This window comes from Kluyvera sichuanensis (assembly GCF_014218705.1).
Classification (GTDB): Bacteria; Pseudomonadota; Gammaproteobacteria; order Enterobacterales; family Enterobacteriaceae; genus Kluyvera; species Kluyvera sichuanensis.
In genome coordinates, this window is the sequence record NZ_JABBJF010000001.1 from 162,290 (window position 1) to 180,395 (window position 18,106).

An 18,106-nucleotide genomic window follows, 5' to 3' on the forward strand; every position below is an offset into this window, starting at 1 on the left:
CGGAAACGCTTACCTGTCTTTTTGCGTTATAATTCGCTTAATTTACAGGCTGGCAGCTTTCGATAGCCCACAATAATCCAGATTACCGTCATCACCGCAGCGGCAAATGCCACCGTTCTCAAGCCCTGCGTCATGTCCGACTCCGCATTCAGAAGTAACCCAAAAATGGCTACACCGCTGACGCCCCCCATTTGCCTGGCGCAGTTAAAAAACGCTGACGCTGAACCGGCGGATTGATGAGACGCTTGCGACAATATCAGGTTGGTCATGATTGGCATGGCAAAGGAGGTTCCGCTACCGAGGAGGACCATGGGAATAAAGAGTTGGTATGCGCTCCACGCTGGCGAAACGAACATCACAATGATAAACCCCAGCATACTGATCCCGCTGCCCAGAAGAGACAGCCTCCTGATGGAATACCATGAAGAAAACCATTTCGATGAAAAATTTACCAGCGCGGTGACGGCCATCATCGGCATAAAGGCAATCCCGGTATCCAGTGCGGACAAATGCAGCTGATTCTGGAAGAAAATACTGAAGATAAATACCGCGCCATAGAAAACCAGATTGCACAGGAAGCCGACCATGACCGCACTCGGGATATATTTACTGGAGAGCACGTCCCGGGCGATGACCGGATTCGGTGAATGTTTATCCATGCGTCTATTGGACACCAGCAGCAGTATCCCCAGCACGAGTGTGGTCAGAATAATGGGGCTGCTCCAGCCGTATTGTCCCGCTTCGGTGAGCGTAAATGTCAGCAGGGCCAGGCTTGCAGCGATAAAAGATTGGTTCAGAAAATTAATGCGTACAGGGGCAATTGGGCTAACCGGCGCCAGGGACTGAATAAGTGCGATACTGACGAGCCCCAGCGGAAAGTTAATAAGAAAAATGCTTTTCCAGCCGCAGTATTTAATTAACACACCGCCGACAACAGGGCCTGCTACCAGTGCCAGAGAGCCCGCGGCGGCCCACATGGCAATAGCCGCCGATCGCTCACGGGCATTGGCGAAATATTGCCGAAGCAGCGTCAAAGAGCTTGGCAGCAGTAACGCTGCGCCAATGCCCTGGACTCCCCGCATAAGGTCAAGCCAGTAAATCGTCGGGGATAGGGCGCAGCAGACCGAGGCGAAAATGAAGATGGCGACCCCGGTGATAAAGGTTTGTTTAGAACCAAACCGATCGACCAGGCTTCCTGAACTCAGCATCAGCGCGGCGAAGACAAGGGCATAGGCATTAATGACCCACTCCAGGTCAGACACGGTGGCGTCATAGGCCACTTTAAGCGAATGCAACCCGACGTTCACGATACTGACATCAAGCTGAACAAGCACGATTCCCAGGCAGGATGCAAAGGTAAACAGGCGCTTTTGCGCCGTCGTTTGACTGGCCATATATTTCCCATTTCATTACGGTGCTGCCGGCGTTATCCGCAGACAGGGTTAAAACGGCCACTGAGTATCAGGTCTCTCTGATAAAAAGCAGCAAAACTTACCGTAAAAGGGTATCGCCATCTTATGAGATTATTAATAATCAATAATCCATATTTATTTTGTCAAAATCTCATTTTGGGTCGATTGAATGAAAAGCATGCAGAGGGTAAACGGGGCCTTCAAGGTACGCTGCGCGATGCGCTGTGGGGGACTCGCCATAGATTCGCTTGAATGCGGTGCAAAACGTACTCTCAGCAGCATACCCTAATCGCCAGGCCAGTTGTTTTACCGGTTCTTTGGTCAGTCGAAGCGCTCTGCTGGCGATGTGCATCCGCCAGCGAGTCAGATAATTCAACGGTGAAGTTCCTGCCGACTCGGTAAATCGTCTGGAGAAACCTGCGCGCGACATCCCTGAAATTGCGGCTAGCTCTGCAAGCTGCCACGGCTTTTCCGGCTCGGCATGTATCGCTACCAGGGCCGCGAGGATCCGACTATCGCGTAGCGCACCCAGCCACCCGTTCAAGGCCTGCTCTTCCGATAAAATCCAACTTCGGATCCCTTCAATCATGACCAGTTGCATCAGATGGTTGCCAGCGAGTGACGCGCCCGGACGCAGTGACATATTTTCCTCGTGGAGTCGCGCCATCAGCCAGTTGAGGGTAGAGGAGGATTCTGAACCGGTATTGATGGGAATAATCACCGGGAGGGCGTCCAGCAGTTGCCCGGCACCAGTCTGGTCGATCTCCATCTTTCCGGCCAGCAATAGGCTTTCGTCGCCGCCATAGTCAGCGATACCATTGCGCTTCTGATAAGGGACCTGTTCAGAATTTATGGGCTCGAGTTCAGGGTCAGAGGCCATAATAAAAGGGGCCGAACGCGTAAGAATCACCCCGTCTCCCGCGGTGAGTTTTCGCCAGGCTGATTCACTTTCCAGCCGGAACCACAATGTACCTTTGCGCAGCGCGATAAATTTCATCCCGGAAAAACCGGGGTAGCGCATGGACCAGCACTCACCGGCTGACTGCCCGCTGGTGATATAACTGCGGGCGGAAAGAAGCTGCAGTACGTCTGATAAAGGGTCCATGACGGCCTTCTCCATAAGCTAAAAAACGGCATGATAGGGTAAAAAGAGTTAGCGGGGCCACTCTAATGGTCATTTCTCATTGCCCATGAGCGGCATTAGCACTTCCATATTAATAAGAATGAAGCGATGATTGCAGTCATAGTCATTAGTAAGGCTTCTTAATGATGGAAAACTTTAATGAGCTGGCCGCGTTTGCGCTGGTTGCCAGTGAACGTAGCTTCACCCGAGCGGCCGCTAAAATGGGAGTGTCGCAATCGGCATTAAGCCAGACAATCCGGAATCTTGAGGCGAGACTGGAAGTGCGGCTATTGACGCGTACAACTCGCAGCGTTTCGCTGACGGAGGCTGGCGAGTTTTTGCTCAGTAATCTCGGGCCTAAACTCGATGAAATTGTTCATGCTGTGAATATGCTAAAGGGGATGCGACAAAGACCGGCGGGTACGGTCAGGATTGCTGCAGCGGCCCATGCCGCGATCTCAGTGATTGAACCCGGCCTTCGACAACTACTAAGGGATAACCCGGACATCCACGTTGAAATCTCGGTTAATGACTCTCTGGAAGACATCGTTGCGGAGCGCTTTGATGCCGGAGTCAGGCTGGGGGAGCAGGTTGCCAGGGACATGATCGCGACGCGGATAAGTCCGGACATCCGTATGGCGGTTGTAGGTTCTGCTGATTATTTTTCACGCTATCCTGAACCCCAGGTACTTCAGGACCTGACCCGCCATAACTGCATCAATTTACGTCTTCCGACCTACGGTGGGCTGTATGCCTGGGAGTTTGACCACAATGGCGATACCTTAAGTGTGAAAGTGGAAGGGCAGTTGATCGTAAACAGCCTGGAACTCATGCTCAATGCGGTACGAGTCGGAAGCGGACTCTGCTGCATTCCAGAGGATGTTGTGGCAAATGACATCAGAGAAGGGACGCTGATACGTGTGCTGGAGGCCTGGAGCCCGCTCATGCCGGGGTATCATTTGTATTACCCGGACAGACGTCACCATTCCCCCGCATTTTTGCTGGTGCTGGATGCGCTAAAGAACCTGCGTTACCCACCACGTTGAGTGTTCCTCGAATGAGAGTACGGATGAATATCCCGCAAAGCGAATCGGCCAGCGTACTGGCCGTAGGGCATTACAACTCTTGCGCTGTCGGGCGGAAAATAATTTCGCTGACCCCAACATCTTCCGGCTCGTTAATCGCAAATGCCACCATTCGGGCATAGGTCTCAGGCGGTACGCCTACGTTTTCAACGTACTCCCGGTTTGCTGCCTGGACGTCTTTATCCGAAATATGCTCCAGTAGTTCGGTTTTAACTGCCCCTGGCGAGATGAGCGTCGCGCGAATGTTATCTGCCGCTGTCTCCTGACGTAGACCTTCAGTCAATGCCCGTACGGCAAATTTGGTCGCGGAATAAACGGCTGAGCTCTGGAAAACCAGATGGGCGGCAACGGAGGCCGTGTTGATAATATGGCCTGATTTCTGCGCCTTCATATGAGGTAGAACCGCGGCGATACCGTGCAGAACGCCCCGTAAATTCACGTCAATCATCTGATTCCATTCATCCACATTACCCTGGTCAAGACGAGAAAGTGGCATTAGCCCTGCGTTGTTGATCAGTACATCAACCCGACCAAACGTGCTGATGGCTTTCTGGATAAGCGCCTCCACATCAGCGAGTTTCGTGACATCGGTTGCGACAGCGATAGCGTCTTTACCGCGCTGCTTTAATTCGTTAGCGATAGCGTCGATGCGGTCAGCTCGACGAGCGGCCATCACCACTTTCGCGCCTTTGTCGGCGAGATGGCGTGCGGCGGCTTCGCCCATACCGCTAGAAGCTCCGGTGATGACAATCACTTTGCCCTGGATCTTATCTGTCATTTTACGCTCCTGATAGGTGGATGATGAGTAAACGTGTGTGCCGCAGACGGCTTTGCATTCGGCCTTTTATACGGCCTATCGTGTTAAGCAGGACTCATCCTATCAGGGTGAAATTCATTCGATAATACCCGTAATTTTCTAACATAAATAAGTACAGCTAATTAATGGTCCGCCGTTTGCTAAATATCGCCATGGTAAGCGAAGCGTGATAACCGTCGTACCACTGATACACATCCGGATTAATGAATTCACTGCATAAGTCAAATCACGGATTGCCGACTAATCCTCATGATGTTTCTGTCCTAAAATCAGCTTTTAACCTGCCGGGAGCCGTACCGTGGAATATTCCGTTTTAAGTAACAACCTCAAAATGCCGATGCTGGGCTTTGGCGTTTTTAAGGTCACCGATAAAGAAGAATGCAAGCAGTCGGTGTTAACCGCTATTCGCACGGGCTATCGTCTGATTGATACCGCCGCCGTCTACGGTAACGAAGACGCCGTGGGTGATGCCGTTCGTGAAGCGATTGCCGAAGGTCTGTGCACCCGCGAAGAGCTGTTTATCACCTCTAAGCTGTGGGTACAGGACATGGCAAACGAGGATGCGGCAAAAGGCGGTATTGACGCGTCGCTGAAAAAATCAGGCTTAGCCTATTTTGATCTCTATTTGCTGCATCAGGCGATGGGCGACTATTTCAGCGCCTGGCGCGCGCTGGAAGAGGCATATGCTGACGGGAAACTGAAGGCCATTGGCGTCTCGAACTTCTATGCTCATGTGTTAACCAACTTCTGTGAAACCGTTAGCGTTAAGCCGATGGTAAACCAGGTCGAGCTTCACCCTTATTTTGCACAGCCTGAAGCGCTTGAGACCATGAAACGCTACAACGTTCAGCCGGAAGCCTGGGCACCATTAGGCGGCGGCAGACATCAGGCACATGAAGATAAAATGCTGCAGGGGATTGCCGAGGCGCATCAAAAAACCGTTGCCCAGGTGGTCCTGCGCTGGAACGTGCAGCGTGGCGTCACGGTGATCCCTAAATCGACCCGCCAGGAACGTATTGCAGAGAATTTTGCTATCTGGGATTTCTCGCTGACCGAGGGTGAAATGGCGCAGATTAGCGCGCTGGATTTAGGCTATGTGGGCGAGGCGGTGAAGCATTTTAATCCGGAATTTGTACGCGGCTGTCTTGGGGTAAAAATCCACGATTGACCGGGTTTAGCATCAAAAAAAACAGGCGCCGTTTCGCGCCTGTTTTGTCATCACCCTGGCTTCAGCTATCGCAGCAACTCGGCAAACTTCGCCAGCCACTGCGGATGCGCAGGCCACGCCGGGGCGGTGACCAGATTACCATCGACATACGCCTGATCGATGCCAATCTCCGCATATTCCCCGCCGCTTAGCCGCACTTCCGGGGCGCAGGCCGGATAGGCGCTACAGGTGCGTCCCTTCAATACGCCAGCAGCAGCCAGCAGCTGCGGGCCGTGGCAGACGGCGGCGATGGGTTTGTTCGCCACATCAAAGGCCTGCACCAGCTTAATCACCGCCTCATACAGCCGCAGGTACTCTGGCGCACGTCCGCCGGGGATCAGCAGCGCGTCATAATCCGCTTCGTTGACGCTGGCAAAATCGGCGTTGAGCACAAAGCGGTGCCCTGGTTTTTCGCTGTAGGTCTGCGCGCCGTCAAAATCATGAATAGCCGTCATGATGTAGTCACCTTTCGGCTTATCCGGGCAGACCGCGTCCACTTGGTGACCAATCATCTGCAGCGCCTGAAAAGGCACCATGGTTTCATAATCTTCGGCATAATCGCCTACCAGCATCAGAATCTTTTTACCTGCCATAACCCGTCCTCGTTGAGTAAAGATGACTAAGATATAGCCTGGTGGCGGGGGGATAGCGAACCGCAAAGCGCGCGCGGCGTCACGGATATGACGATGTATTATGTGGCGGTGAAAAAGGGTGGCCTGACGCCAGCCGCCCATTGTCGCTCAGGCACCAAATCCGCCGTCGATGGTGTGCATCGCCCCGGTGACAAAGGCGGCTTCCGGCCCGGCGAGCCAGGCGACCATACCCGCCACCTCTTCAGGGCGACCGTGACGTTTAACCGCCATAAAGCTGTGCATCACCTCCTTAAGCGGCCCGTCCTCGGGGTTGGCATCGGTATCAATGGGGCCGGGCTGGACGACGTTGACGGTGATCCCTAATGGGCCAAAATCACGAGCGAGGCCCCGTGCCAACCCTTGTAACGCTGATTTGCTGACCGCATACGCGGCGAGGCCGGGAAGTGGCATACGGTCGCCATTCACCGAGCCAATCACGATGATGCGTCCGCCTTCGGGCATTCGACGCGCTGCTTCAACGGCGGCATGATAGGGGGCATGGATATTGATGCGAAAAAGACGGTCGACGGCATCGCTGTCCTGTTCGAGCGCATCGCCGAAGAGAATGATCCCGGCGTTGATCACCAGAATATCCAGCGGGCCGCTGTGATGAACCAGCGCAATAACCGCATCGCGATCGGCGCTATCTGCCCGTTCGGCGGTGCTACCCGTTTCGGCTGCCAGACGTTCTGCTGCCTCTTGCGAACCGGAATAGCTGAATATTACCGACGCACCGTCAGCGCGAAAGCGCCGGACAATCGCCGCGCCAATTCCGCGACTGCCGCCGAGAACCAGTACCGATTTGTTCTGAAATACCGTCATCACCACGCCCCTCATATTCGAACCGAAACGATGAACTTCAACCCGGCAGGCGAGGCTGCCAGCATGGAGTATAGTTCTGCTCATTCACTCGCGTTGGGCGCAGCGGACTGGTGGTCGTGGAGAACGGTAATCGCGGAGATTCCCCGAGGTCGCGTAGCCCGGTCGAGCATCGCGACGCCGGGAGGGTCAATCAGCGCCCAACGCGAGCCTGGATGGACGCCGGATAACGGTCACCCACAATCTTAATCGCATCCAGCGCCTGGGTGATTTTCTGCAGGTCGTTTGCCGCGAGTACAATCTCTGCCGCACCCAGATTCTCTTCCAGACGGTGTAACTTGGTGGTGCCCGGAATCGGCGCAATCCACGGTTTCTGCGCCAGCAGCCACGCGAGGGCAATCTGTGCCGGGGTAATTCCGCGCTCGGCGGCCAGGTCAGCCAGCACGGTCAGCAACTGGGCATTGGCTTCGCGGGCCTCAGCCTGGAAGCGCGGCACTTTACTGCGGAAATCATCGCTACCAAAGGCGGTGTCGGTGGTGATGGCACCGGTCAGGAAGCCTTTACCCAGCGGGCTGAACGGCACAAAACCGATGCCCAACTCTTCCAGCAGCGGAATAATTTCCCGCTCTGGCTCACGCCACCACATGGAGTATTCGCTTTGCAGTGCGGCAACGGGTTGGACGGCATGGGCGCGGCGAATGGTTTTCGCGCCGGCTTCAGACAGGCCAAAGTGTTTCACCTTGCCTTCGGCGATCAGGTCTTTCACTACGCCCGCCACGTCTTCAATTGGCACTTCCGGGTCCACGCGGTGTTGGTAGAGCAGATCAATAACGTCGGTTTTTAAGCGCTTAAGCGAGCCTTCAACCGCCTGGCGGATATGTTCCGGGCGGCTGTTTAAAATCTGCTGCTTGTTGTCATCGCCAAAAGTAAAACCGAATTTGGTGGCGATCACCACGCGATCGCGAAACGGCTTCAGCGCTTCGCCGACCACCTCTTCATTCAGATAAGGGCCGTACACTTCTGCGGTATCAAAAAAGGTCACGCCGCGTTCAACGGCGGCACGGATAAGCTCAACCGCCTGGCGGGTATCGGTTGCCGGGCCGTAGCCGTAGCTCAGGCCCATGCAGCCCAGACCGAGTGCGGACACTTTCAGGCCAGATTGGCCAAGAGTTCTCTGTTGCATTGCAGGATCCTTAATCACGTTAAACGTCGAGTTTACGGGCCGCCAGCCACTCAACGATGGCCGGGTCACGATGAGAGAAAAAGGCGCTGGTGGCGGTATCCAGCGCGGCAATGCGCAGCATGTCGTCAGCGCTAAGCGCAAAGTCGTTGATGGCAAAATTTTCGACCATACGTTCCTTACGCACCGATTTAGCGAGCGATACGATGCCGCGCTGGAGCAGCCAGCGCAGGACGACCTGGCCCACGCTTTTGCCATATTTATTGCCGATAGCCGTCAGCACCGGATGCGCAAATAGGCCGTTGCGCCCTTCGGCAAACGGTGCCCAGGCTTCCGGCTGAATGCCGCGGCTCTGCATCCACGGCGTGGCGTGAAGTTGCTGGTTGAACGGGTTGACTTCGACCTGGTTAACAGCGGGTGCTATGCGGTTGAAGGCCATCAGGTCGGCCAGTCGGTCTGGCTGGAAGTTACTGACCCCAATAGCGCGGATTTTTCCCGCCTCATGCAGTTCCTCCATGGCTCGCCACGCGCCGTGGACGTCGCCGAAGGGCTGATGGATAAGATAGAGGTCAACGTAGTCAAGCTGCAGGCGGTTCAACGAGCGCTCGAACTGTGCTTTCGCCCCTTCATAGCTGGTGCCTTGCAGCCATAGTTTGGTGGTGATAAACAGCGCATCACGGGCAATACCGCTCTGCTTCAGGGCGTTGCCTACCTGGGTTTCATTCTGGTAGGAGGCGGCGGTATCAATTAAACGGTAGCCGGTCTCGAGGGCATCCAGCACCGCGCGTTCACATTCGGCAGCATCGGTCATCTGGTAGACACCGAAGCCCTGTAGCGGCATCGCAATGCCGTTGTTCAGTTGTACTGTTTGCATGGGGTTATCCTTCTTCTGAGTAGAAGAAGGATAGCGCGTGGGGATTTATTTGATTAGAGGGGGGAATTTACTAATGGTAATGATCAAAATTCATTAATAAGCCAGCGATCGGCGTAAACCGATCGCCAGACTTCAAGCCTGCCGTTTCTTCCCGGACGAAATATCCCGCCGCAGTGCCGCTGGCGCATTCGGGTCGCCGGTCAGCGGCAGGTTACTCAGCATCACCTCAATATCCTCAGCCGGCACCGGGTCGGAGAACCAGAAGCCCTGCAGCGCATCACAGCCCAACCCGCTGAGGATGCGCTGTTGCTCCTGCGTTTCCACACCTTCGGCAACGACGTCCATATTCATTGAGTGAGCGATGTTAATGATGGTCGAGACGATTTTGACGTGCTTACTGTTTTCTCGCATGTCTTTCATAAAGCTCTTGTCGATTTTCAGCTCTCCGGCGGGGAGATCCTGAAGCGCTAGCATGTTGGAATAACCCACGCCGAAGTTATCGATGGAGATGGTGATGCCGATGCGGCAGAAGTCGTTGAAAATCTGCACGCTGCGGTCAAAGCCGTGTAACGCGGTGGTTTCTGCCAGTTCAATCGTTAAGCGGGTTGGGGAGACGCGATGGCGCACCAGCGCTTCGCACACCCGTTCGTAAAAGTTCTGCTGCTCAAACTGCACCGGCGAGATATTCAGCGATACCGTCCAGTCGTCGTGTCCGGCAATGCTCCACTTATGCAACTGCTGGCTTGCTTGCTCCACTATCCAGTTGCCCACCGGGACAATGAACCCGGTGTTTTGCAGTGTGGGTAGGAATACGTCGGGCAGCAGGATACCTTTTTTCGGGTGTCGCCAGCGCAGCAGCGCTTCAAAGCCGTAAATACGCTGTTCTTTGACGTGATACTTAGGTTGATACCACAGTTCAAACTGGCCGCGATCCAGCGCCTGAGTCAGATCCTGCAGGAAGTGTGCTCCTTGCCAGGTACTGTCGAGCATCGATTCATGGTAGAAAACCCAGCCGTTACGGCCATTGTGCTTCACGTGATACATCGCAGTATCCGCCGAGAGCTTCAGCTCCTGCGGCGTTTCGCCGTGGCCTGGATAGAGGCTTATTCCCACGCTGAGTGAAATCTGTAGGATCTGCCCGGAGTGGTAGAACGGGCGGCGGACGCTTTCCACCAGGCGGGTGCAAATATCGGTGATTTCCGCTTCAGTGCAGTTTGGCGCGAGCAGGATAAACTCGTCACCGCCGATACGTGCGAGCGTCATTTTGGGATTGAGGCAGGCGCTCATGCGGTTGGCGACGGAGACCAGCAGATTATCACCAACGTGATGACCCCAGGCGTCATTAATCAGCTTAAAGCGGTCGAGATCCATCAGCACCAGCGCAAACGTGCTACCCGCCAGGCGGGATTGATGCAGGCAGGCCAGCAGACGCATATCAATCTGGCTGCGGTTGGCCAGCCCGGTCAGGCCATCAAAGCGCGCTTGTTGCTCCAACTGTTGGTTAAGGCGCTGCAGGTTTTCCGTCAACCGGGCGGTACGCACCTGTGAGTCGACCATCGAAATCATCAGCATCAGCCCGAGCAGCAGCAGGGTGGTCACCGACACCCAGATCGAGAGCCCCTCTTCGCTGACCATCGCGTCGTGGCCCATCATCATATGACCGTGGCCGGTAAAGGTGGCGGCGCTCATGCCGGTGTAGTGCATAGCGGCAATGGCGATGCCCATGGCGAACGCCGCGCCGACGCGGGTCAACAGCACGCCTTTACTGTTGAGACGCAGGCTGAAGGCCAGCCACAGGCCGACGCAGGAGGCCACGATAGCAATGACCACCGAGGCGATAATCAGCGGAATGCTCCAGACGATATCATCGTGGGCCATTAATGCCGCCATGCCCACATAGTGCATGGTGACGACGCCAGAGCTGAGCAGGGCGGTGGCAATGCAGAGGCGTTTTAACGACAGCGTGTTGCCTGCAACCGCGATATTAATCGCTAATGATGAGGCAATAATGGCTGCCAGCAGAGAAATAACCGTGAGCTCAAGGTGATAGCTCATTGGCATTGGCATTTTCATCGCCAGCATGCCGATAAAGTGCATCGACCAAATACCAATACCCAGCGTCGCGCCGCCGGTAATGCGCCAGAAGATAGCGGCTTTTTTATTCGACGCAGCAATTTTTGCAGCACTATCAAGCGCAACGAAAGACGCAATGAAGGCCACCAAAAATGAAATACCGACCAGTATCGGGTCCCACGAAGCATGCAGCATCATGTAATCCATACCTTTTCATAAAGGGGGTTTAATTAATCTATCAGTAAATTCCGAATTTTACACAGCGAAATAGCAATAACCTGTGACTCTTTTTACTGAATTGAACTCGATTAAGTACGGCTAAAACTTGATGAAATGCCAATGAATGTTAAGTGTTGCTTTTTTATATAATTCTTATTTTATCACTGCTTAAGTGTTTCATTAGTCGTTGAGATTGTTGATTTTACTTAAGGTGGCGTAATTGTCTGGTAAAAGTGAAACTGGCACTGCTAACAATTAAACTCCTTATAAACATGGAAATAATCTGGAAAATACCCCTTGTGGTGATATAACAAAATGACACAACAGGTGTTGGGGAAAAGATTATGTTTAAAAACATTAGCGTCCGAACGTTTATCCTGGTATTTATTCTGGCGGTTTTCCTTATTGTAGATGTGATCTGCTTAATATTATCAAAGAATATATTCTTGCATTTAGCCATTAACCTGGTTTGGGTAGTGGCGCTGGCGTCGCTCTGGCTTTATATGACCAAATATCTTGTTACGCCGATTAACGCCGTAAAGCGCAGCATTGATGAAGTTAATGATGGTAATTTATCGGTGCGTATTCCGATATTTGGTAATAACTGTGCCGGGCGCTTAATTCCGGGTATCAATAGCTTATCGAATAATATCTCCACGCTGGTGGCGGAGATTCGTTCTTCGTCCGATACGGCGATGACGTTGTCTGAACAGCTGGCAAACCGCAGCGCGGAATTGGCGGTGAAGACCGAGCAGCAGTCCGCTACGCTGATGCATACCGCCTCCAGCATGGAAGAGATCGGCGCGGGTACTAAGAACAATGCCGAGCACACCCGTCTGGCAAGCGAACGGGCGGGTGAAGCTACCCGATGCGCCCGTAAAGGCGGGGAGTTGATGGGGGAGGTGGCGACGAACATGCAGTCGATCACCGACTGTGCGCGACAGATGACGGAAATCATTGCCATGATTGATGGGATTGCTTTCCAGACGAATATTCTGGCACTGAACGCGGCGGTAGAAGCGGCGAGGGCAGGCGACCACGGTAAAGGGTTCTCGGTAGTGGCCGGTGAGGTGCGGAATCTGGCGCACCGCAGCGCCGAGGCGGCGAAGAGCATTAAGACCTTAATCAGCGTCACCAGCGATAACGTGACGCAGGGCGCGAATATTGTCGCCGAGGCTGAGCGGAATATGCAGGATATCGTGAGCGGTTCCGGCGAACTGAACAGTCTGATGGAACAGATTGCAGTGTCGACCGCCGAGCAGGAGAAAGGTATCGATCAGATAACGCTGGCGCTGACGGAGCTGGAAACTGTAACGCAGAGTAACGGGATGGTGGTGGAGGAGCTGGCGCGGTCGTCTGATATTCTGAAAAATCAGGTTATCGACTTGCAGTCACGGACGCAAAACTTCCGTATCGGAGATGAGCCGCGGAAGCTGGAGGCCGCGCCGGGAGCGGCGGTGCTTAAACCAGCGGTGGCCGGGAGCCATGATAAGGACTTTTGGCAGTCGTTTTAGCGTAAGGTAACGCTTCATCGCTTTCAGAAGAACGAGTAGGCTGGATGGCGCTTTGCGTATCCGGCCTACTGCTGTGTAACTTTCACCGTCCCCTTTTATGAACCATTTCAGCGCGATGCCCCGCCCACATATTGCTTAACAAACGCAGATGGCTAGACTAACAGGATAAATAGTTCTAACCGGAGGCGAAGTGGAAGCCATAAAGGGATCTGATCTCAACGTACCTGATGCGGTATTCGCGTGGACGCTCGACGGGCAGGGCGGCGTAAGGCCCCTGACCGATGATGAAACCGTCAGCAAAGAGAACCCGTGCTGGCTACACATGAACTACACCCACCCCGACAGCGCACAATGGCTGGCGACAACGCCGCTGTTGCCCAACACGGTGCGCGACGCGCTCTCCGGCGAAAGCTTACGCCCGCGCGTCAGCCGTTTAGGCGAAGGGACGCTGATCACGCTGCGCTGCATCAATGGCAGCACTGACGAACGCCCTGACCAACTCGTGGCAATGCGGCTCTATATAGATGAACGCATGATCGTCTCCACACGGCAGCGAAAAGTGCTGGCGCTGGATGATGTGGTTAGCGACCTTCAGGACGGCAGCGGGCCGACGGACTGCGGTTCCTGGCTGGTGGATGTCTGCGACGCGCTGACTGACCATGCCAGTGAATTTATCGAACAGTTGCACGACAAGATTATCGATCTGGAAGATAGCCTGCTGGAGCAGGAGGTGCCACCACGTGGCTTCCTGGCGCTGCTGCGTAAACAGCTGATTGTGATGCGTCGCTATATGGCACCGCAACGGGATGTCTATGCCCGACTCTCCAGCGAACGTCTATCGTGGATGACCGACGACCAGCGCCGTCGGATGCAGGATATTGCCGATCGCCTGGGGCGCGGGTTGGATGAGATTGATGGCTGCATTGCGCGGACGGCGGTGATGACCGATGAAATTGCGCAGATGATGCAGGAGTCACTCTCGCGCCGCACCTACACCATGTCGCTGATGGCGATGGTCTTTTTACCCAGCACGTTCCTGACCGGGCTGTTTGGGGTCAACCTTGGGGGTATTCCCGGCGGCGGATCGCATCTGGGCTTCTCCCTCTTCTGTATTATGCTGGTAGTACTCATTGGTGGTGTTACGTGGTGGTTACATCGCAGTAAATGGTTGTAAAAAGTCACCTTTTTTATTCCATTAAGCGCCAATAACACGACTTAATTTGAGCGAGGTCAATAAACCAGCACCCCAATCGAGGCAATATCGTTCCTGCAGGTGAATGCAACGTCAAGCGATGGGCGTTGCGCTCCATATTGTCTTACTTCCTTTTTTTGAATTACTGCATAGCACAATTGATTCGTACGACGCCGGCTTAGAATAGTCGGCTTTTTTTTATCTTTTTTTCCGCTACCCTGGCTACACTCGTTGATTAGTTGTCGCATCCCGCGGCGAGATCTGCGAGGATACGCGCCTGCTGAACGTCAGCCCCTAATTCGTGAGAACTACACCGTGACCGCTTTTGCCTCCCTGAACATCCTGCCCGCTTCCCAGCTCGAAAATCTCAATGACCTGGGCTATCTCTCAATGACCCCGGTACAGGCGGCCTCGCTGCCGGCCATCCTTGCGGGAAAGGACGTGCGGGTGCAGGCAAAAACCGGCAGCGGTAAAACGGCTGCATTTGGTCTTGGCCTGCTTCAGCACGTGGACGCAGGTCTCTATCAGACCCAATCGCTGGTGCTGTGCCCCACCCGTGAGCTGGCCGACCAGGTCGCCGGTGAGATTCGTCGCCTGGCCCGTTATCTGCCGAATATTAAAGTGCTGACGCTGTGCGGCGGCCAGCCGTTCGGCGCTCAGCGCGACTCTTTGCAGCATGCGCCACATATTATTGTAGCGACGCCGGGCCGTCTGCTTGACCACCTGCAAAAGGGCACCGTCTCTCTGGATGCGCTGCAAACGCTGGTGATGGACGAAGCGGATCGCATGCTCGATATGGGATTCAGTGATGCTATCGATGAAGTTATTCGTTTTGCACCAGCGTCTCGTCAGACGCTGCTGTTCTCCGCCACATGGCCGGAAGCAATAGCCGCCATCAGCGGCCGCGTGCAGCGCTCGCCGGAAACCATCGAAATTGACTCCGTTGACGCGTTGCCTGCCGTTGAACAGCAGTTCTTCGATGTGCCGCGTCACGGTAAAATCGTGCTGTTGCAGCAACTGCTGAGCCAGCATCAGCCTGCGTCCTGCGTGGTGTTCTGTAACACCAAAAAAGATTGTCAGGCGGTCTTTGAGGAACTGAATGCCGCGGGTCAGAGCACCATTGTGCTGCACGGCGACCTCGAACAACGCGACCGTGACCAGACGCTGGTGCGCTTTGCTAACGGCAGCGCGCGTATTTTGGTCGCAACCGACGTTGCCGCCCGCGGTCTGGATATTAAATCGCTGGCGATGGTCGTGAACTACGAACTGGCTTGGGATCCAGAAGTGCACGTACACCGCATTGGCCGTACCGCGCGTGCCGGTAACAGCGGGCTGGCCATCAGCTTCTGCGCGCCAGAAGAGGCGCAGCGCGCCAATATTCTCGCCGAAATGCTGCAAATTAAACTCAACTGGGTCGCTGAGCCGGGTAAAGCGCGTATCGTGCCGCTGGAGCCAGAAATGATGACCTTGTGCATCGACGGCGGTAAGAAAGCCAAAATGCGTGCGGGCGACGTGCTGGGGGCGTTAACCGGTGATGTTGGGCTGGTTGGCGCAGATATCGGTAAAATCGACGTTCATCCGGCACACGTTTACGTGGCGGTACGCGAGGGCGTGGCGCATCAGGCGTGGAAACTGCTGCAGAAAGGGAAAATCAAAGGCAAGGCTTGCCGAGTGCGTCTGCTGAAATAACCGCAGAATAACGCGTCTCAGGTGCGGACCTGAGGCGCGATAAGCAGATTACTTCACTTCGACGACGTTCAGACGCAGCTCATCCAGCTGCCCATCTTCTTCTTCCGGCTGCCAGCCCACTGGCTGTAACGGAATCTCTTCCCGGTCAAACGCCAAATCGCCGCCGTCAATCACTTCACCGCCGTGGGTCAGACCTTTGAAATCGAACAGGTTGATATCGCTCAGGTGCGATGGCACCACGTTCTGCATGGCGCTAAACATGGTCTCAATGCGGCCCGGATAGCGTTTATCCCAGTCGCGCAGCATATCCGCAATCACCTGACGCTGCAGATTCGGCTGCGAACCGCACAGGTTGCATGGGATGATTGGGAAGCCTTTCGCTTCAGAGAAACGTTCAATATCTTTTTCGCGGCAATACGCCAGCGGGCGAATAACAATGTGCTTGCCGTCGTCGCTCATCAGCTTCGGCGGCATGCCTTTCATTTTGCCGCCGTAGAACATGTTCAGGAACAGCGTCTGCAGGATGTCGTCACGGTGGTGGCCGAGCGCGATCTTGGTTGCACCCAACTCCGTGGCGGTTCGGTAAAGAATGCCGCGACGCAGGCGCGAGCAGAGCGAGCAGGTGGTTTTCCCTTCCGGGATCTTCTCTTTAACGATGCCGTAAGTATTCTCTTCGACAATCTTGTACTCCACGCCCAGCTTCTCCAGATACTCTGGCAGAATGTGCTCCGGGAAACCCGGCTGTTTCTGGTCGAGGTTGACCGCGACCAGGCTGAAGCTGATAGGGGCGCTCTGCTGCAGGTTGCGCAGAATTTCCAGCATGGTGTAGCTATCTTTACCGCCGGACAGGCAGACCATAATGCGGTCGCCGTCTTCAATCATGTTGAAGTCAGCGATGGCTTCGCCCACGTTGCGGCGCAGACGCTTCTGCAATTTGTTCAGATTGTATTTTTCTTTTTGGCTAATTTCTTGATTTTGTTGCATTTAATGGTTACTCAAAAATCTAAATGGAAGTTCAGGCCAAACACAGCGTCTTCCCGTCCATTTGATTTGCGATAAAAGACCTGTCTCGCGCTGACCGGTCAATAGCGAATCAGCGAATGTGTGGCGTGTATGGTACGGATTACGGCGACGAATGTCAGCACGTTTTACTGCTGCGTGCTATCTAATCGGGGCGAGGGCCTGTGTGGCTAAGCGAGAGGTGGGGTCTATCAAGGGTAGAAATGCATCAGTAAATGCGTCGTGCAAAGTAAAAGGCCCATTAAAAATAATGGGCCTGACAGGTAACATTATCGACAGCATTATTATGTGGATGAAATTTATCAGCCGCGACAAATTGTCATCCAAAATAATGAAACATGCTAATGTTACGCTGTTATAAAACGCTAACGGCCATGAGGTAAATAAACCTCCTGGTGGTCAATATCAGAAGAGATAGTTAACGTTCAGTGTGGTGGTGCTGTATGACGTGTTGAAGTTACGAGAACCATAATCTGCATAGTTAGGATCGTGCAGATAAACGGAAGACGTTCCTAAGTCAACGTAAGTATATTCAATACCCGCAGATAAATTCTGAGTGACGCGATATTGAATACCGGCACCAACGTTCATACCAGCAGAGATGTTTGACGCGTTGGTGTTGAATTCGTTTCCACAACCATTTGTCTTCGTCACGTTACCTTTATGGCAGCCCATGGTAAAATCTTCTTTCGCGACGGTGACGCCAACTTTTACGTATGGCAGGACACGGTCAAAGGCGTAACCCATCAGGAGATCGACAGAACCGTTCTGTTTGATATCAATGGAACCATCGTATGCGTCATACTTATCATGGTCGCTGTTTTTGAAAGCGTCGCCCATGTCAGACAGGTTCAGGTTTGCCGCCACGCCCAGCACGATATTATTATCGAACTGCCAGTTATGGCCGACCTGAATACCACCGACCACGCCGTCGATTGAATCACCCCAGGAGGTTGAATTCCCTTCATCGCGACTGTGGCCTGAACCATAACCGAGATTACCCCCTGCATAAAAACCAGTCCATTGATCAAGTTGATTTGACGCTGCAAAAGTAGAACAAGAAATCATTAATGCAGAGACAAGTAATGCACGTTTCATTTTAATACCTATGAATGAAGTAAATTGATCAAGCACGTGTATTATTCCCGTACTGGCTTTGAATGCAATTTATAATTTCGGTTGAATTTGTTTTTAATTAATAGTGAATGTAACGAAAAAGGATAATGGCATAGTAACTATATGCCTCTATA

General features: G+C 53.8%; 15 protein-coding genes and 1 pseudogene. 5 read left to right on the forward strand and 11 right to left on the reverse strand.

Annotated features, from left to right (window positions below; genetic code table 11):
* Nucleotides 1-26: 26 nt before the first annotated feature.
* Together HII27_RS00780 and HII27_RS00785 are read right to left on the reverse strand one after the other, a co-directional pair.
* A complete protein-coding gene (locus tag HII27_RS00780; RefSeq protein ID WP_185666074.1) occupies nucleotides 27-1,394 on the reverse strand; it encodes an MFS transporter in 1,368 nt (455 codons plus the stop codon).
* A gap of 169 nt (nucleotides 1,395-1,563) precedes the next feature.
* Nucleotides 1,564-2,517 carry an AraC family transcriptional regulator gene (locus HII27_RS00785; RefSeq protein WP_185666075.1) on the reverse strand — a complete coding sequence of 318 codons (954 nt, stop codon included), beginning with the start codon at nucleotides 2,515-2,517 and terminating at the stop codon, nucleotides 1,564-1,566.
* A gap of 161 nt (nucleotides 2,518-2,678) precedes the next feature.
* On the opposite strand from HII27_RS00785, the gene HII27_RS00790 reads away from it, so the two are divergent.
* On the forward strand, nucleotides 2,679-3,581 hold the full coding sequence (locus HII27_RS00790; protein WP_185666076.1) for a LysR family transcriptional regulator: 903 nt from the start codon (nucleotides 2,679-2,681) through the stop codon (nucleotides 3,579-3,581).
* A 70-nt stretch (nucleotides 3,582-3,651) separates the two neighbouring features.
* Here HII27_RS00790 and HII27_RS00795 read toward each other — a convergent pair whose 3' ends face one another.
* Complete coding sequence (locus tag HII27_RS00795) at nucleotides 3,652-4,398, reverse strand: SDR family oxidoreductase (RefSeq protein ID WP_185666077.1); 747 nt, start codon at nucleotides 4,396-4,398, stop codon at nucleotides 3,652-3,654.
* A gap of 337 nt (nucleotides 4,399-4,735) precedes the next feature.
* Here HII27_RS00795 and HII27_RS00800 point away from each other — a divergent pair, with 337 nt between their 5' ends.
* Nucleotides 4,736-5,605, forward strand: a complete 870-nt coding sequence (locus tag HII27_RS00800; RefSeq protein WP_185666078.1) for an aldo/keto reductase — start codon at nucleotides 4,736-4,738, stop codon at nucleotides 5,603-5,605.
* Nucleotides 5,606-5,670: 65 nt separating this feature from the next.
* On the opposite strand, the gene HII27_RS00805 is transcribed toward HII27_RS00800, so the two are convergent.
* From HII27_RS00805 to HII27_RS00825, 5 genes are all read right to left on the reverse strand, one after another.
* A complete protein-coding gene (locus HII27_RS00805) occupies nucleotides 5,671-6,237 on the reverse strand; it encodes a DJ-1/PfpI family protein (RefSeq protein ID WP_185666079.1) in 567 nt (188 codons plus the stop codon).
* A gap of 147 nt (nucleotides 6,238-6,384) precedes the next feature.
* Nucleotides 6,385-7,098 (reverse strand): SDR family oxidoreductase, encoded by a 714-nt coding sequence (gene bdcA / locus HII27_RS00810; protein ID WP_185666360.1) that lies wholly within the window; start codon nucleotides 7,096-7,098, stop codon nucleotides 6,385-6,387.
* A 190-nt stretch (nucleotides 7,099-7,288) separates the two neighbouring features.
* A complete protein-coding gene (locus tag HII27_RS00815) occupies nucleotides 7,289-8,278 on the reverse strand; it encodes an aldo/keto reductase (protein WP_185666080.1) in 990 nt (329 codons plus the stop codon).
* 19 nt (nucleotides 8,279-8,297) lie between these two features.
* Entirely contained in the window at nucleotides 8,298-9,149 is an 852-nt protein-coding gene (locus tag HII27_RS00820; protein ID WP_185666081.1) for an aldo/keto reductase, read from the reverse strand.
* 132 nt (nucleotides 9,150-9,281) lie between these two features.
* Nucleotides 9,282-11,420 carry a putative bifunctional diguanylate cyclase/phosphodiesterase gene (locus HII27_RS00825; protein ID WP_223883118.1) on the reverse strand — a complete coding sequence of 713 codons (2,139 nt, stop codon included), beginning with the start codon at nucleotides 11,418-11,420 and terminating at the stop codon, nucleotides 9,282-9,284.
* 365 nt (nucleotides 11,421-11,785) lie between these two features.
* On the opposite strand from HII27_RS00825, the gene HII27_RS00830 reads away from it, so the two are divergent.
* The 3 genes from HII27_RS00830 to dbpA all read left to right on the forward strand — a co-directional run bounded on the left by HII27_RS00830 (nucleotide 11,786) and on the right by dbpA (nucleotide 15,836).
* On the forward strand, nucleotides 11,786-12,955 hold the full coding sequence (locus HII27_RS00830; RefSeq protein WP_185666082.1) for a methyl-accepting chemotaxis protein: 1,170 nt from the start codon (nucleotides 11,786-11,788) through the stop codon (nucleotides 12,953-12,955).
* Nucleotides 12,956-13,145: 190 nt separating this feature from the next.
* A complete protein-coding gene (zntB, locus tag HII27_RS00835) occupies nucleotides 13,146-14,129 on the forward strand; it encodes a zinc transporter ZntB (protein ID WP_185666083.1) in 984 nt (327 codons plus the stop codon).
* A gap of 333 nt (nucleotides 14,130-14,462) precedes the next feature.
* Nucleotides 14,463-15,836, forward strand: a complete 1,374-nt coding sequence (dbpA, locus tag HII27_RS00840; RefSeq protein WP_185666084.1) for an ATP-dependent RNA helicase DbpA — start codon at nucleotides 14,463-14,465, stop codon at nucleotides 15,834-15,836.
* Nucleotides 15,837-15,884: 48 nt separating this feature from the next.
* On the opposite strand, the gene ttcA is transcribed toward dbpA, so the two are convergent.
* From ttcA to HII27_RS00850, 3 genes and pseudogenes are all read right to left on the reverse strand, one after another.
* A complete protein-coding gene (ttcA, locus tag HII27_RS00845; RefSeq protein ID WP_185666085.1) occupies nucleotides 15,885-16,820 on the reverse strand; it encodes a tRNA 2-thiocytidine(32) synthetase TtcA in 936 nt (311 codons plus the stop codon).
* Nucleotides 16,821-16,866: 46 nt separating this feature from the next.
* A pseudogene (locus tag HII27_RS27495) lies at nucleotides 16,867-16,997 on the reverse strand (site-specific integrase); the annotation flags it as partial.
* Between the two features lie 264 nt (nucleotides 16,998-17,261).
* A complete protein-coding gene (locus HII27_RS00850) occupies nucleotides 17,262-17,954 on the reverse strand; it encodes an outer membrane protein (RefSeq protein WP_185666086.1) in 693 nt (230 codons plus the stop codon).
* Nucleotides 17,955-18,106: the final 152 nt, after the last annotated feature.